The following is a 14,792-nucleotide window of genomic DNA, read 5'->3' as shown; positions in this document are numbered from 1 at the left end:
ATCTGCTCTTCTTTTTTATGAAAGTAGACTAGACACCCCAACATATAAAATAAAGGCAGAACCGAGAAAATAAACAAATGCTTTTGCTTTTTGCTGCTCTTTTATTTCATCAATTCCAAAAAGGATAAACATAATACTTAAAAGGATAAATACGAATGGTAAAAGCATAGAGAAGTTTGAAAAGAGGCTAAATAGGGCGAGAATAAGAGCGATAGTCGCTATTATAATTCGAATGTTTTTTAACATGAAATCCTCCTTTAGAAGAACAGTATAAATGGAATGACAAAAATAATGGTAAACATACTTAAACCGATGCTAATAGCTCCAATTTGCTTTTACTGCTTTTGAATCATCTCAATTCCTACTAAAATGCCATACAAATGGTAGGTGAAAAGATTTGAAAGTTCATTGTAAATGTACTGTATAAACATAGAATCAAAGTAATAAAAACGATGATTAGTTGTATTTGTTTTATGTGCATTTTAGCCCCTTTTAAGTAGAAAGAGTTAGTTACCTGGAGATAATAATTATAATAGCGACGATTAAAGTAAATACGCCAGAAAAGAAGGAGAGTGTACTATGTACTTTCTTTCCTTTCTGTTTTTCTTCTGCGCTCATGATGAAAGTCATAATAGATAAGGCAATAAGCATATAGGGCATCGTAACAAGCGGGTTTGTAGATATTCCATATAGAGCGAGAGAGATGACAATAAGAGCGGATATGATGCGAAATGTTTTTAGCATACTACCACCTATCTTCTTGTAGTTTTAAATTAGTCTTCAATGTAATAACAGTTCGTAGTTGGTATTTAAAGTTTCATTCTACATGTAACGAAGGTAGTTCGATATTACAATGAAGAGCATAAGAATAGAAACGAAAAAATGCGAGATACCCATTGATTTTCTTCCGGATTTCAGTTCATTAATTCCTAGAAGAATAAAGAAACAACTGAGAGCAAATTGCATGTATGGGAGAAGTGTGAAATTATCGGTAGCAAGAGAATAAGTGCAAAGAGAGATTGTGAGAAGCATGAAAAAATAGCGTATTCCAGTTAGCATCGAATTCCTCCTTTAAAGAGACTATTTAACGAAATGTTTCTGAGAAGCCAAGAAATAAAGCAGCAGCGCCAGCTATGAAAGCAAGTGTGCCACTAGATTGTCTCTGTTTCTTTATTTCTTCTAGACCCATAGTGAAAGCCATCAAGCCTAAGGAAATGAACATGTAAGGCATAATGTCTCTGTTGCCGCTGATAAAACCATAGATTGCTATAAATAAAGCGATAAGTGAAAAAGTAATTCGAACTCCTTTTAACATCAAGGACCCTCCTTCTACTTTATGTAGGTAATGATAAGAACAATCCAAATGAAAGCTCCAGCAACAATGCAAATAAATCCGGTTCCTGAATCCTTCTTTTTTATTTGCTCAATTGCGATGAGAAACATTAAAGCTCCTAATAGAAATTGTGAAAGTGGTAGAAAGTTATTTTGACCTGTATAGAGCCCAATTGCCGACATAATTATCACAGTGAGTGCGATTGCGATGCGAAGTATACGAAGCATACTATGATTCCTCCTTATTATTTTTCGGATAAGGGTTATCTTGGGGCTTATCAACAGAATGTTTATCCCGCATTAACGGGCAGTAAAACTCCCACCTCAAAATTCGGATGGAGCAAAGAAGTTAGGTGGGAGATCAACTGCCCGTAAACGCCCGATTGGTGAAGGCTAATAATCAGTGGGGGATGAACAAAACCCCCACTGATTATAGTTTCACTTTATATGCATAGCCTTTATTAATCGTCATGACGGAGAGTACTAATACGATCAGTACTATAATGCCGATAATTAATATTTTGAGCATGAAATCCCTCCTTTTCTTTATTTTACATAATTTTGTAATTGATGAAAACAATAGAAATTAAAAGGATGAAAGAAGGGTGTTACATGGAGAATAAAAAAACATATTATATATCAGTTGGAAATGGTCAAATTTCGCAAGTGAAGACGGCGGATACGTATAATTTTGAAATTTATGCAAATGACGAAGAGATTACGGAGTTAAGAGAGTATTTTGATCAAGCGTATGAAGAGGACTTAGGTTCGTATGTACGCTCCCACGTTCCATTCGTTGAGTATCATCACGATTCGAATAATGATCGATATGATGAACAACTACAAAAAGCATATAAAATGATTTATGATCTAGGGAATCATGAAACGAAAGGATTAGTCGCACAAATGGGAATAATCAATGGATTGTAATTGGATAATATTATGCAGAAAAGCGAGAATATGCTACAATTTGTGGTAGGAAAAACTTGTAATCATCAATAGGGGAGTAATGGCATGTACAAATTTAAAGATTATTACCACAACACTGTACAATTATCGTTTGAACGTTACCCATTTTCTCCTGAGCCAAAGCATGTTTGGGTTGTATGCCGGTACGGGGATCAATGGTTATTAACGCATCATTTACGCCGTGGTCTTGAATTTCCAGGTGGTAAAGTAGAACTCGGGGAAACACCGGAAGAAGCGGCAGTTCGAGAAGTTCATGAGGAAACCGGCGGCATAGTTTCTGATTTAACTTACTTAGGGCAATACAAAGTATCCGGAAAAGACAAAATAATCATTAAAAACATTTATTTTGCAACAATTAGTGCGGTAGAGCAACATACGCATTACGAAGAAACGAAAGGGTCTGTGTTATTAAAAGACATTCCTGATAATATTAAAACTGATAGAAAATTTAGCTTTATTATGCGCGATGATGTATTAGCGCGTACGATGAAACATATAGAAGAAATCGGCTGTTTTACGAAGTAAAGTGGCCGGTTTCTTTTTTTGTGTTCAAAATAAATGTAAATATATCTTTACATTTATTTTGGGTATATTATACAATTTTGTAAAGGTGTATTTACGTTTTAGGAGGGGAAAAGATGGATAAAAGAAAAGAAACGACTGTTGCGGTTTCGATGGTTAAATTAAATTTCTATGCATTTCTTATAATATTTGTTTTGGCATTTGGAATTAGTTTTTTACATGCGCTTTTTTCAGGCGAGTTTCAAATTGAAATTACATTGCCGATTATGTTTCTTTTGATTATTGGAATGATTATTCTCGTTTGTATTCATGAGGCAATACATTTAATTGGATTTCGCTATATCGGAGGTGTTCCGTGGAGTGAACTAAAATGGGGCGTCAATTGGAAATTAGGTGCTGCATATGCTCATTCTAAACAGGTGATTACAGTAAAGCAAATGAAGACAGTGTTAATGCTTCCGTTTTTACCAACTGGAATTTTACCAATTGTATTGGGATTAGCTATGAATCTGGAGCCACTCTCATTTTTAGGGATTCTACTAACAGCAGGTTGTATCGGTGACATTGCTTTATATAAAAAAGTTTCAAAGTTTCCAGATGATGCGCTAGTTAAAGATCATCCGAGTAAACCGCAGTTTACAGTTTATGAGTAAAGCAGTCCAAAGAACCTCTCTTCCGTAGAGTGGTTCTTTGGACTGCTTTATGTTTTTTTTATTTCCACCTCTAAAAACGAAAGCACTTCTAACAAATCATCCACCACACGTGAATGTTCAAAGTCACCCCAAAATAAATCTCTCTTCCAAACGCCAAGAATCCCTACTTGTTCAGAACCAAGCACATCATTTTCTGGATGGTCTCCAACGTAAAGGCATTCTTCTGCTTTTACGTTTAGCTTTTGTAAAGCACGTTCGAAAATCTCAGGGTGAGGCTTTTTAATTCCTTCCGCTTCTGAAACAAGAATCGTGTTTGTATACGTATGTATGTTTAGTGCTCGAAGGTTGTTCATTTGAAAATCAGTAAAGCCGTTTGTAATAATACCGATTTTAATGTTTTGCTGAGTTAGTTGTTGAAGTAATTCATGCATGTTTGGGAAAGGAATACAATGATGTTGGAAGTTTGTAATGTAGTCGTGCAGCAGTTGCTCTTGCGTTAAAGTGGTAATGTTGTATTCGCAAAGGAGAGTGGAATATACCTTATCTTTCCATGTGTAACCATTATTGTCGAGTTCGAGAAAACGAGAGCAATACTCGAATTTTTCTATGTTTATCAAATGAAAGGCGAAGCGATTATATTGATCACGAATAAATTGCTCTAAAGATTGACGACGATCTAATAGTGTTCCATCTAAGTCAAATAAGATTGCTCGAATCATGGGAAACCTCCATACAGTTTTTATAATTAATTATCGCATATTCGTTAAAAAATGATTATGATATTTTTGTAGAATGGAATAATGGAGGTGCGTATGAAGAAACTTTATGGCAAGTTAGTGTGTTTTATGATTTCAACGGGCTTAGTAGCTGGATGTGATATGTCGGAGCAAACTTCGAAAAGAGAGAAAAAAGATGTGTGCGAAACGACAGAAGAATGCACACAAATAGGTGATAAAACACTTCAAAAAGTATATAAAAAGATAGATGGACTTTCAGAACTTGAAGTACTAGAGGATTATGATTTAGAAGGACATTCAAGTAACGATATGAAAGAAGCAGAAATGAAAAAAAAGGATGATGAAAATTATTTCTTTTTAGCTTCTTATTATATTGATGGTGATGAAATTGTAGATCCTTATTTTGATAAACTAGATCGCAAACGATTGAATAAGGCTTTTGCGGAGGATAAGGACGCGAAAGAAGAAGTATTAAAGCAACGTCAAGATAGGGATTATCATGAATCGTTATGGGAGATGTATAGCACGCTTATTCCTGCTAAGTATCGCACTGACATAAAAGAGTTTGATATGGTAACAGATGGATACGATGGAATTGTGGCTCATGTTATGCCGAGTATGGAGTATCCGAAAGAGTGGACTATTAGTTTAGATACGCTTGATTCTGCAGTAAATATCGATCAAGTGATGAAAACATTAATACATGAGACGGCTCACGTATTGACACTGGGACATAAACAAATACCAGTAAATGAAAAGTACTTAAAGGCTTTTGAAGAAGATAAAGATATTTCATCATACCAAAATAAATGTAAATCTCTTTTCTTACAAGAAGGATGTGCGAAGGAGAGCTCTTATATAAATCAATTTTATAATTCTTTCTGGAAACCAATTGACCAGGAGTGGACAGAAAAGAAAGTGGAAGAAAGCGAAGAAGCTCAAATTGAATTTTTTAAGGAAAAGCATGGTGAGTTTGTTTCACTGTATGGAACGACAAATGTAGCGGAAGATATCGCAGATACATTTACAGCGTTTATTTTACAAGATTCAAAAAAGGTGAAAGAAGGAACAGAATTAAAATATAAAAAAATTGCCTTCTTCTATCAATTCTCCGAGCTTGTAAAAATGAGAGCAGAAGTGTTAGCGGGATTATATGATGTTTCGAAAACGATAGAAAAACCAAGTGGACATTAATGCGAATTATGTGTTCGATATATTTTAGCCAAGGGAAAACGTGAAGAATTGTAGTTCTTTGCGTTTCTTTATGTTGATAAAATTGAAAATTCTGTCTTTTTTAAAAAAGAAGAAGGAACTGAATCATTAAAATAGAATTAGTATAAAAACGTCACAAATTAGACACAATTATAATGCGCATAGTATAGGGGCTATAAGTTTACTCTCGAGGAGGTAATGAAACGTATGAAAACGATTCTTGCTGTTGCTGGTCTCATTTGGGTAATGTCTCACGGTTTTCCGATTTTTGAAGGGGAGCAAATTCGTAGTGCATTAAATAAAGAGTTTAATGATTATCATATTATTGATCGAAAAGATAATGTCGTTACGGTGCGTGTGAAAGATTGTTTCCATACAGTTACGGTTGCTAATGGGAATGTTACAGATGATTCGAAAATGTGTGATAAAAGGTAGAAGAAAGAAGCTGACTCTAGCGTATCGCTCTAAGTCAGCTTTTTTTTCGTTTTCCAATAAGGAGTTTTTCAAATGCCTCGACAAATACATACATAAGAGTTGCGAGGACACAAGTGAGCAATACACTGAGTAAGACGAGTGTGAAGTTAAAGACTTGGAATCCGTAGCTAATTAAATAGCCAAGCCCTTGTTTAGAAACGAGGAGTTCCCCGAAAATAACACCGACCCATGATAAGCCAACATTCACTTTTAACGTTGAAATAATTGCAGGGAAAGATGAAGGGAGAATAACGTGCTTATAGCATTGCCATTTATTTGCGCCAAATGTGTCCATGACCTTAATATAGTTGGAATCGACTTCTTGAAATGCGCTGTAAATAACGAGAATGGTAATGATGATGGAGATGATTACCCCCATTGCGATAGAGGATGAAATATTTGGACCGAAAATAACAATGATGATTGGACCGAGTGCAACTTTTGGCATTGCATTTAGGACGACGAGATAAGGATCAAGTACGCGGGCCAAAAGTGGCATCCACCAAAGGAGAGTAGCAATAATAGCTCCGAGTATAGTTCCGAGAATGAAGCCTACTCCTGTTTCAAGTAATGTCGTCCATATGTGGACCCAAAGTGAACCGTCAATCCATTTCGTTAAAAAGAGATCCCAAATACTTGAAGGAGAGCTAAAGAGTAAAGGATCAATCCATTCTTTTTTACTAGCTATTTCCCATAGTGCAAAGAAAAGAACAAGAAGTACAAGTTGTAAAGAGCGAGCTAACCATGCATGTTGTCTTTCTTTTTTTCGAAACTGTTCATGTAGTTGTTTTATATTATCCAAGTCGTTCCAGCTCCTTCCATATTTCTTGGAAGAGGGATGGGAAGTCATGGTGGTGGCGTGCTTCTAACGGCGATAAGGAACGGATACTTTCTGGGACGATGAATGTTTTTGCAATTTTTCCAGGGTTCGCCTGCAGCAAATAAATACGATCACTCATCGCAATTGCTTCTTCAATATCATGTGTCACAAGTAGGGATGTTTTCTTATAGTTACGTAGTAATGTGAAGACGAGATCTTCTAGTTTTAATTTTGTTTGATAATCAAGAGCGGAAAATGGTTCATCTAACAATAAAATTTTTGGGTCGGTCGCTAATGTTCGAACGAGTGCAGCACGTTGGCGCATACCACCGGATAGTTCACGAGGGTATTGCTGTTCTATATCATATAGGCCGACTTGTTTTAAAAGCTTTAATGTATGTTCTTTCGTATTTTCATCATAAACCTTCCGAATATGAAGTCCGAGCATAATATTTTCTTCAATTGTTTTCCACGGAAACAAGTAATCTTGCTGGAGCATATAGCCCATAGAGGGGGTCTTAGTTGTAATCGGTTCACCATCTAAAAATACGATACCTTCAATTGGATCGAGTAGACCTGCGATGATGGAGAGGAGCGTTGTTTTTCCGCAACCACTTGGACCAAGGATTGAAATAAATTCGCCTTCGTCTACTTGCAAACTCATATCTTCAAGAATAAGTTTGGCATTTTCTTTTGCAAAAAAGCAGTGAGAAACGTTACGTATTTGTAAAAAGCTCATACACTTCGCCTCTATTTCTTAATAACGCTTTCGGCAATTTTTGTATTGACGAGCGCTTCATGTGGAACTTCTTTTTGTAATTCACCAGATTCTTTCATAATCGTTTGGAGTTGTTTCCATTCTGCATCATCTAATAATGGATTTGTCGCATAAGAATGTTGTTTTTTGTAGCGCTCAATTACTTTTACTGAAATGTCTTTTGAAGTGTCTTTAAATAGTGGTGAAACGGCATCGGCAATCTCTTCTGGACTATGTGTATCAACCCATTGCTGCGCTTTATATAGTGCGCGCGTGAATTTTTCTGCAGCAGCTTTATCTTTCTTTAAGAAACTTTCTTTTGCCATAAACGTTGTATAAGGGACAGTACCAGATTCAGCCCCGAAAGACGCGACGATATAACCTTTTCCTTCTTTTTCAAGTATACTTGCAGTCGGTTCAAAGAGCTGTACAAATTCTCCCGTACCAGATGCAAAGGCATTTGCAATATTAGCAAACTCGATATTTTGAATTAAGTTCGTATCTTTGCGAGGGTCAATACCATTTTTCTTTAAAACGTATTCACCAACCATTTGCGGCATGCCGCCTTTACGCTGTCCTAAAAACGTAACGCCTTTTACGTCGTTCCAATTAAAAGAGTCTAATTTTTTACGGGAAACTAAAAATGTGCCATCTGTTTGTGTAAGCTGCGCAAAATTAATGACAGGATCTTTTGCTCCTTGTTGATGAACATAAATAGACGTTTCTGAACCAACGAGAGCAATATCAATTCCGCCAGATAAAAGGGTGGTCATCGTTTTATCTCCGCCAGCTGTTGTTTGTAAGTCAATATTTAAGCCTTCATCTTTAAAAAATCCTTTTTCCATTCCAACATATAATGGTGCGTAGAAAAGAGAGTGTGTAACTTCGCCAACGCGAATTTTTTGAGCTTGTTCTTTCGTACTTTCCTTTGTACTACTACAAGCAGCGAATGTGAAAACAGCTAGTAACATGATGCAAAAAACGGTTATTAATTTTTTCACTATATGACACCTCCTAGAAGTCAATCTACAAGCATAATATGTAGGTAAGTGCCCATATGTGAGTATATATAGCAGGAATTTTTTGGGTAGTAAAGAAGTACAAATATAAGGGGTGATAAAATGGATTACGAATACGATGATAGCGTACATTTACATCTTGATTATTTCGGAACTGAATGTGATATGGAATCGATTGCTTATAAGAGGAAGCATGAAGACGTGTGGGATGTGTATTTTAATTTTGGAGTATACGGTCTTCAGAAAGAGGAGATAGAGACAGGTCGGTTTATGGACGAATATGCTGGTTATTACGTTTTTTCTGTACATGCTCGTGATTTGAGCTGGGAGTTTGGAAGTGCTCAGTTTGAGGAATGGATTTTGAAGAACCATATAGTAGAAAGAACGCTTCAAAAATAGGGAGGAATTTTGTGTTTGAATTTCTCATCTTATTGCTTATTTGCGTAATTGGAATTTACATCATGCAAGTGCTCACTTACCGATTCGCAAAGAAAAATATTCATAAATATAAGGAAATGAAATGGATTCATATGTGGCTAGACATGACTATGAAAAAGGGTCCGAGATTAGATTTGTTTGATTTTGTACTTATAGTAATCGTAAGTATCATATGGAAAATATGGATGCTTCCTCTTGTATAGTAAACATGCTAATCATCGTATCCTAATAAATAACGAGAAGAACCTGTCACATGACAGGTTCTTTTCTATTCGGTATGTACAAGAGGTAACAGATGACATTATACGGAGGGTGTACATGAGAAGACGTTGTGTACATAATATGTTATGTTTATATAAGTAATATTTTATTACGGTGCGGGGTGAAATTAATAAACAGAAAAGAGGGAATGAATTGAGGTGTAATTTTTCATTTCATCAGCCAAGAAGAAGTATATTAATTTCAGCGATGTTAAGTGGCCTAGTAACCCTATATGTAATACCCACACTTTTCTTGATTTTAAAATATTTTAGTTTAGATACGATGAAAGATATGTTAAATCAAAAAATTGTCTTAAGTATAATGACAATTTTGATGTGGATTGTACTATTGTATGTTGCGCATTTGAATAAAGATATTGTTAATAAATTTAAACGGATTATTAGGATTTATATTAGAATGTTTTTAGTAGCGCATGTGGTTACTTTGCTTTTTATTTTCACACAAAATAATATGAATCTCGTAAATACACTGAATTGGATTTACAATTATAACGCACAGTTTATATTTAGTTTAATTGTAATTTATGCGATATATGTTTTAGTGTATAACGTACTTGGGAAAGTTTTTTTGAGTACTATTTTGACAAGCATTTTGCTAATCATTTTGGCTATTGTAAATCACTTCAAAATTGTTTTTAGGGGAGATCCACTATATCCTTCTGATTTTACACAGATTGGACATATGCAATCTGTTATACCAATGGTGATGGATTATTTTAGTTGGGGTTATATTCTTCTCGTTATTGTAAGTGTTATTGTCTGTATTTTGGCGGGTATGTATGTGAGGAAGTATATTCAAAATGTAAAAGTTCATGCAGGCGTACGAGTACTATTTATAATAGGATCCGTTTTTATTTTATATGTGTATGGTAATTTTACGAATACGTTTATGAATAAATGGTTTCAAAAGTCAGGTATAGAGTTCGTTTTGTGGAATCAAAATGAAAATTATGCTTCGAACGGTTTTGTGTTAGGCTTTATAAGTAATCTAGATACAACAGTTATTGAAAAGCCGAAAGAGTATTCAAAAGAAAATATGCTTCAAATAGCAAACGATATAAAGAAACAATATAGTAGCAATATAGGGACACAGAAGCAAAAAGAGAAACCGAATATTATTTTTGTAATGAGTGAATCGTTTTGGGATCCAACGAAGTTAACGAACCTGTCCTTTAGTGAAGATCCTTTACCTAATTTGCATCATTATATAGAAAGTTTTCCTGGTGGACAAACTATTTCTCCTGCATTTGGAGGAAATACTGCGAACGTTGAATTTGAGGTATTAACGAGTTATTCAATGAGTTTGTTAAAACCAGGATCTATACCGTATCAGCAAGTTGTTACAAATAAGAAAGAAATTCCATCAATTCCTCGAGCTTTGAAAAAAGAAGGGTATTATACAAGTGCAATTCATTCGTTCGGTCGCTCATTCTTTAAACGGGATGACGTATATAAAGTGTTAGGGTTTGATAAGTTTAATGCACAAGATACGATGGAAAATGTAGAAGTTGATGGAGATTATATTAGCGATTTATCTATGAGTAAAGAGATAATAGCTGAATTAGAGAAGCAAAAGAAACCTACTTTTATTCATGCGGTTACAATGCAAAATCATTTTCCATTTACAGAAGGAAGATTTGGCGAAAATCAAATAGAGATTAGTGGTTTAGAGAATGAAGAATCGAAGGCTGAATTAGAGACTTATACAGAAGGTTTAAGACGTTCAGATGAAGCTCTTCAATATTTAATAGAGGAGCTAGATAATTTAGATAGACCTACATTATTAGTATTCTTTGGGGACCATCTCCCATCACTAGGAACGAATAAATCTCTTTATAAAGAGACTGGTTATATAACGAATGAAAAAACACCAAGTGAACGATTAGCGATGGCGCAAACGCCGTTATTAATGTATGCAAATTTTGATATGCCAAATGACAATTTAGGTTTAGTAAGTCCAATCTATTTTTCAAATCTTGTCTTTGATTATGCTGGATTAAATAAGGTACCGTTCTATCAATTTTTATCGAAGTTATATGGAGAAATTCCCGTACTTCGTGATGAATTGAAGATAGGAAAAGACGGAGAAGCAATAAAAAGTTTAACAGAAAAACAAAAAGAAATGTTAAAGCAATATGAGTTTATTCAATATGACTTACTCATCGGAAAGCAATATAGTAAGGATATATTATTTAAATAGGCGACAAAAAAGAACTTGTATACGATACAAGTTCTTTTTTCATAGTATTTAACGGGATAACCAGACAAGCTAGGTTTAGGGAGTATTACTTGTACATTTAGTATAAATTAAAATAGAGTCGTTTTAATAATTGATTTGTGAGAAGTGTGTGAATTTTTCATCTAGTATATAATTGGACAATTTGTTTAATTTTAATAGAATCAGTTCCAGATTTGTTATTAATTTTTAGTTTGCAATTATTTGTTGTATGGATTTATAAACAGACAGGATATCGCTTCGTTACCATTTATGCGTTTAATGATGAACGTGCATATGTCTTACCGATTCTTTGTATGACGATTGTTCCAACTCTTCATTTTTTCCGCATTATCGTTTTATTTTTAATGGAAGAGAAGAATAAGCCATATGTGGAATTTGCTCGTGCAAAAGGTAGTTAAGAAAAAAGAATTTGCCGTAAAGGAACTATGAATTTAAAAATTTTATCAGTTCTTTATTTAACTCATCCGCTTGATCGATTGGAGAGCCGTGGCCACTATTTGTAAGAGGATATAGTTCAGAATTTTTAATTCGCTCTTTTGTTAGCTCAGCACTTTTATAAGGGATGAGTTGGTCGTGAACACCGTGGAATATTTTTGTTGGAACGTTAATTTTACTTAAGTCTTTCGTTACGTCTTCGGTCGCGGCTGCTTGCAAAATTTTGATGAGAGCATAAGAAGCGGACTGCATACCGAGATAAGAAAACCATTCTAGTGTAGCCGCTCCTAAGTTTCTATTAAAAAATGATAAAGATACATCACTTAGAAACTTAGGTAAATTTACATACATTTGATTAATAAGAGCATCTGCTTGTTCTTTCGGTACGCCGTAAGGGGATTCTTGGTTTTTCACGAAAGAAGGAGAGACAGCATCCACTAATGCAAGTTTGGAAATACGACGCCCATCATATCGTGACATATACCGAATAGAGAGAGCGCCACCGACTGAGAAGCCGACTAACGTAGCATTTTCTATTTGAAGTGCTTCTAATACAATTGCGATATCATCAGCTAAACGATCATAAGTGTAACCAGTCCATGGTTTATCAGACTGTCCGTTTCCTCGTATATCCATGGCGATGCAGCGGAAACCATGTTGTGGTAAGATATTAAATTGATATTGGTACATTTGATGATTTAAAGGCCAGCCATGAATGAAGAAGACAGGTTTACTTCCAGGGCCTGGGTTAATATCCTCAACAAAAATGTGTACATCTTTTTCAACTGTAACGAACATGATGTATCCTCCTCATGCATTTTAATAGGCTCTTTCCCAAAATCGCTGTTTTGTCATGGCCTGAATAAATTCATTTGCAAGTAAGGTAGGGTTTTGTTCTGTTATAACGCCAGGTTTTCCTTCGATGTTTAAAGATTGAACAATAGTAGTTCCATTTTGGAAAGCGCCAATTGGCTTAAAGTGATTATACGATTCTACGACGAATGAACTTGCCTTGTTAAGAAAATGATCATTAATATTTCCGCCAATAAGAAGTAGCCCATCATAAAGAAGTGGTGACCCTGTTAAGAAAGTATCATTCACTTCCCACTGTCCATTTTGAGAGCCTTGCACAAAACCTAATCGTTCGGAAATAATAACGGGCTGAAGACCGGCTTGTTTGAATTGATTTATAATATATTGTGCGTTTTGACCGTCATATCCGTTTGCGACAATGACGCCTACTCGTAATGTATTTGGGCTGAATGTTGTATGTTTCATACTTAGTGCTGGTGAGGATTTTGTAACATTTGATTCTTGAACATTTGGCACTGTTGCCCCGACTGCTTCAGCTACTAAAGTAGCTAATTCTGTACTTATATGACCAATCATACCTACGACTTGTTGGCGAACTGATTTACTTTTTACTTTTCCTAATTCAAAGGAAAAGGCCTGCATAATATGGATTTTTTCGACGTGGCTCATACTATTCCAAAATAAACGGGCTTGTGAGAAATGGTCTTTAAAACTAGCGGCTGTTTCTCTTGTTTTATGTCCAGAAACAGTAGAAGGATATGTAACGAAACCGCCTTTCGTACCAGGTACAGTAAAGGGAGAGTTATTAGCTAAAGAGTTATTATGGTAAGCGACTTTTCCTTTATCAATTATATATTTAGACGCACCATCTCTTTGATTGTTATGAAAAGGACATACTGGACGATTAATCGGTAACTCTTGATAGTTTGTACCGACGCGTGCTAATTGTGTATCTGTATAAGAAAATAGTCTACCTTGTAAGAGAGGATCATTTGTAAAATCGATACCGCGGACGATGCTTCCAGGGTGCAGTGCGACTTGTTCTGTTTCCGCAAATACGTTATCAACGTTCCGATTTAACGTCATTTTTCCGATGATTTTAACAGGGAAGTCTTCTTCCGGCCAAATTTTCGTTGCATCTAATATATCGAAATCGTATTTAAATTCGTCCTCTTCTTCTAAAATTTGAACGCCAAGTTCGTACTCAGGGTAGTTTCCAGCATTAATATTTTCCCATAAATCACGGCGATGATAATCTGGATCAGCGCCGCCTAGTTTTTGAGCTTCATCCCAAATTAACGAGTGAACGCCAAGCTTTGGCTTCCAGTGGAATTTTACGAATCGTGACTTTCCGTGTTTATTAACTAAACGAAATGTATGAACGCCGAACCCTTGCATCATTCGAAAACTTCTCGGAATTGCGCGATCCGACATAATCCACATCATCATCGCAGCTGATTCTTGATTATTGGCGATAAAGTCCCAAAAAGTATCGTGTGCTGTTTGTCCTTGGGGAATCTCATTATGTGGCTCTGGTTTAAGGGCATGAATAAGATCCGGAAATTTAATACCATCTTGAATGAAGAAAATCGGAATGTTATTACCCACTAAATCGAAATTTCCTTCCTCTGTATAAAACTTAACAGCGAATCCTCGTACATCTCGGTTCGTTTCATTTGCACCTTTTGATCCAGCAACTTCAGAAAAACGAATAAAAATAGGTGTCTTTTTAGATGGGTCTTGTAAAAAATGAGCCATTGTTAAGTCTTCTAAAGAATCATATAGCTCAAAAACACCATGTGCTCCGTAACCGCGGGCATGAACGACTCTTTCAGGAATTCGTTCACGGTCAAAATGAGCGAGTTTTTCTCGCATCAGGAAATCTTCTAAAAGTGTAGGACCACGATCGCCGGCGGTTAAAGAGTTTTCATCATTTGAAATTTTGACACCCGTATTCGTTGTCATCTCTTTTCCTTCATTGTTTTTCGTAAAGGATTGTAACTGTTCTATCTTCTTATTTTCACGACCGTCCATATAAAGCACCTCCCATATTATACGTATTATTGTTCATGGTTTTTATGCTTACATATG

General features: G+C 35.5%; 19 protein-coding genes and 2 pseudogenes. 9 read left to right on the top strand and 12 right to left on the bottom strand.

The annotated features are described in order from the left end of the window. Positions 1 to 15 precede the first annotated feature (15 nt). The 6 genes and pseudogenes from MR155_RS16780 to ytzI all read right to left on the bottom strand — a co-directional run. The gene (locus tag MR155_RS16780; protein WP_242310602.1) at positions 16 to 246 is read right to left on the bottom strand and encodes a YczI family protein; all 231 of its coding nucleotides are present in this window, start codon (positions 244 to 246) and stop codon (positions 16 to 18) included. Between the two features lie 11 nt (positions 247 to 257). Further along, a pseudogene (locus tag MR155_RS32045) lies at positions 258 to 481 on the bottom strand (hypothetical protein). A 29-nt stretch (positions 482 to 510) separates the two neighbouring features. Then, complete coding sequence (locus MR155_RS16775; protein WP_002129577.1) at positions 511 to 744, bottom strand: hypothetical protein; 234 nt, start codon at positions 742 to 744, stop codon at positions 511 to 513. A gap of 340 nt (positions 745 to 1,084) precedes the next feature. Next, entirely contained in the window at positions 1,085 to 1,315 is a 231-nt protein-coding gene (locus tag MR155_RS16770) for a YczI family protein (protein WP_242310600.1), read from the bottom strand. A 14-nt stretch (positions 1,316 to 1,329) separates the two neighbouring features. Then, complete coding sequence (locus tag MR155_RS16765) at positions 1,330 to 1,560, bottom strand: YczI family protein (RefSeq protein ID WP_016092493.1); 231 nt, start codon at positions 1,558 to 1,560, stop codon at positions 1,330 to 1,332. A 214-nt stretch (positions 1,561 to 1,774) separates the two neighbouring features. Then, positions 1,775 to 1,861, bottom strand: a pseudogene (gene ytzI / locus MR155_RS32040) (YtzI protein); the annotation flags it as partial. An 83-nt stretch (positions 1,862 to 1,944) separates the two neighbouring features. Between ytzI and MR155_RS16755 the strand changes: the two are divergent. The 3 genes from MR155_RS16755 (at position 1,945) to MR155_RS16745 (ending at position 3,476) form a co-directional block, all read left to right on the top strand. Beyond that, on the top strand, positions 1,945 to 2,262 hold the full coding sequence (locus tag MR155_RS16755; protein ID WP_098167633.1) for a hydrolase: 318 nt from the start codon (positions 1,945 to 1,947) through the stop codon (positions 2,260 to 2,262). Positions 2,263 to 2,346: 84 nt separating this feature from the next. Next, on the top strand, positions 2,347 to 2,826 hold the full coding sequence (mutTA, locus tag MR155_RS16750; protein ID WP_002015736.1) for an antimutator 8-oxo-(dGTP/GTP)ase: 480 nt from the start codon (positions 2,347 to 2,349) through the stop codon (positions 2,824 to 2,826). A 113-nt stretch (positions 2,827 to 2,939) separates the two neighbouring features. Continuing rightward, positions 2,940 to 3,476, top strand: a complete 537-nt coding sequence (locus tag MR155_RS16745) for a DUF3267 domain-containing protein (protein ID WP_113938165.1) — start codon at positions 2,940 to 2,942, stop codon at positions 3,474 to 3,476. A 47-nt stretch (positions 3,477 to 3,523) separates the two neighbouring features. Here MR155_RS16745 and MR155_RS16740 read toward each other — a convergent pair whose 3' ends face one another. Continuing rightward, positions 3,524 to 4,195, bottom strand: coding sequence for an HAD family hydrolase (locus MR155_RS16740; protein WP_242310599.1), 672 nt, complete (start codon positions 4,193 to 4,195; stop codon positions 3,524 to 3,526). A gap of 93 nt (positions 4,196 to 4,288) precedes the next feature. On the opposite strand from MR155_RS16740, the gene MR155_RS16735 reads away from it, so the two are divergent. Both MR155_RS16735 and MR155_RS16730 read left to right on the top strand, forming a co-directional pair. After that, positions 4,289 to 5,407 (top strand): recombinase family protein, encoded by a 1,119-nt coding sequence (locus MR155_RS16735; RefSeq protein ID WP_242310597.1) that lies wholly within the window; start codon positions 4,289 to 4,291, stop codon positions 5,405 to 5,407. Between the two features lie 225 nt (positions 5,408 to 5,632). Continuing rightward, positions 5,633 to 5,860, top strand: a complete 228-nt coding sequence (locus MR155_RS16730) for a hypothetical protein (protein WP_002089142.1) — start codon at positions 5,633 to 5,635, stop codon at positions 5,858 to 5,860. Between the two features lie 34 nt (positions 5,861 to 5,894). On the opposite strand, the gene MR155_RS16725 is transcribed toward MR155_RS16730, so the two are convergent. The 3 genes from MR155_RS16725 to MR155_RS16715 are packed head-to-tail and all read right to left on the bottom strand — an operon-like array spanning position 5,895 to position 8,477. After that, positions 5,895 to 6,701: an ABC transporter permease gene (locus tag MR155_RS16725; RefSeq protein WP_002089141.1), complete on the bottom strand. Its 807-nt coding sequence runs from the start codon at positions 6,699 to 6,701 to the stop codon at positions 5,895 to 5,897. After that, positions 6,694 to 7,458 carry an ABC transporter ATP-binding protein gene (locus MR155_RS16720; protein ID WP_016102906.1) on the bottom strand — a complete coding sequence of 255 codons (765 nt, stop codon included), beginning with the start codon at positions 7,456 to 7,458 and terminating at the stop codon, positions 6,694 to 6,696. Before MR155_RS16720 ends, MR155_RS16725 begins: the two co-directional genes overlap by 8 nt. A gap of 11 nt (positions 7,459 to 7,469) precedes the next feature. Next, entirely contained in the window at positions 7,470 to 8,477 is a 1,008-nt protein-coding gene (locus MR155_RS16715) for an ABC transporter substrate-binding protein (protein WP_219301159.1), read from the bottom strand. A gap of 120 nt (positions 8,478 to 8,597) precedes the next feature. Here MR155_RS16715 and MR155_RS16710 point away from each other — a divergent pair, with 120 nt between their 5' ends. The 4 genes from MR155_RS16710 (at position 8,598) to MR155_RS16695 (ending at position 11,851) form a co-directional block, all read left to right on the top strand. Then, positions 8,598 to 8,894: a DUF3986 family protein gene (locus tag MR155_RS16710; protein WP_113938161.1), complete on the top strand. Its 297-nt coding sequence runs from the start codon at positions 8,598 to 8,600 to the stop codon at positions 8,892 to 8,894. Positions 8,895 to 8,905: 11 nt separating this feature from the next. Further along, positions 8,906 to 9,136, top strand: coding sequence for a hypothetical protein (locus MR155_RS16705; RefSeq protein WP_002034470.1), 231 nt, complete (start codon positions 8,906 to 8,908; stop codon positions 9,134 to 9,136). Between the two features lie 211 nt (positions 9,137 to 9,347). Further along, positions 9,348 to 11,414, top strand: coding sequence for an LTA synthase family protein (locus MR155_RS16700; protein WP_242310596.1), 2,067 nt, complete (start codon positions 9,348 to 9,350; stop codon positions 11,412 to 11,414). A gap of 152 nt (positions 11,415 to 11,566) precedes the next feature. After that, positions 11,567 to 11,851 carry an ABC transporter permease subunit gene (locus tag MR155_RS16695; protein ID WP_313897559.1) on the top strand — a complete coding sequence of 95 codons (285 nt, stop codon included), beginning with the start codon at positions 11,567 to 11,569 and terminating at the stop codon, positions 11,849 to 11,851. Positions 11,852 to 11,876: 25 nt separating this feature from the next. Here MR155_RS16695 and MR155_RS16690 read toward each other — a convergent pair whose 3' ends face one another. Next, positions 11,877 to 12,686, bottom strand: coding sequence for an alpha/beta fold hydrolase (locus tag MR155_RS16690; RefSeq protein ID WP_113938157.1), 810 nt, complete (start codon positions 12,684 to 12,686; stop codon positions 11,877 to 11,879). 21 nt (positions 12,687 to 12,707) lie between these two features. Next, positions 12,708 to 14,735, bottom strand: coding sequence for a catalase (locus tag MR155_RS16685; protein ID WP_242310592.1), 2,028 nt, complete (start codon positions 14,733 to 14,735; stop codon positions 12,708 to 12,710). Between the last annotated feature and the right edge of the window lie 57 nt (positions 14,736 to 14,792).

This window comes from Bacillus cereus group sp. BfR-BA-01331 (assembly GCF_022663915.1).
In the GTDB taxonomy this organism is placed as follows: domain Bacteria; phylum Bacillota; class Bacilli; order Bacillales; family Bacillaceae_G; genus Bacillus_A; species Bacillus_A mycoides.
This window is presented reverse-complemented; position numbering and strand designations above follow the sequence as displayed.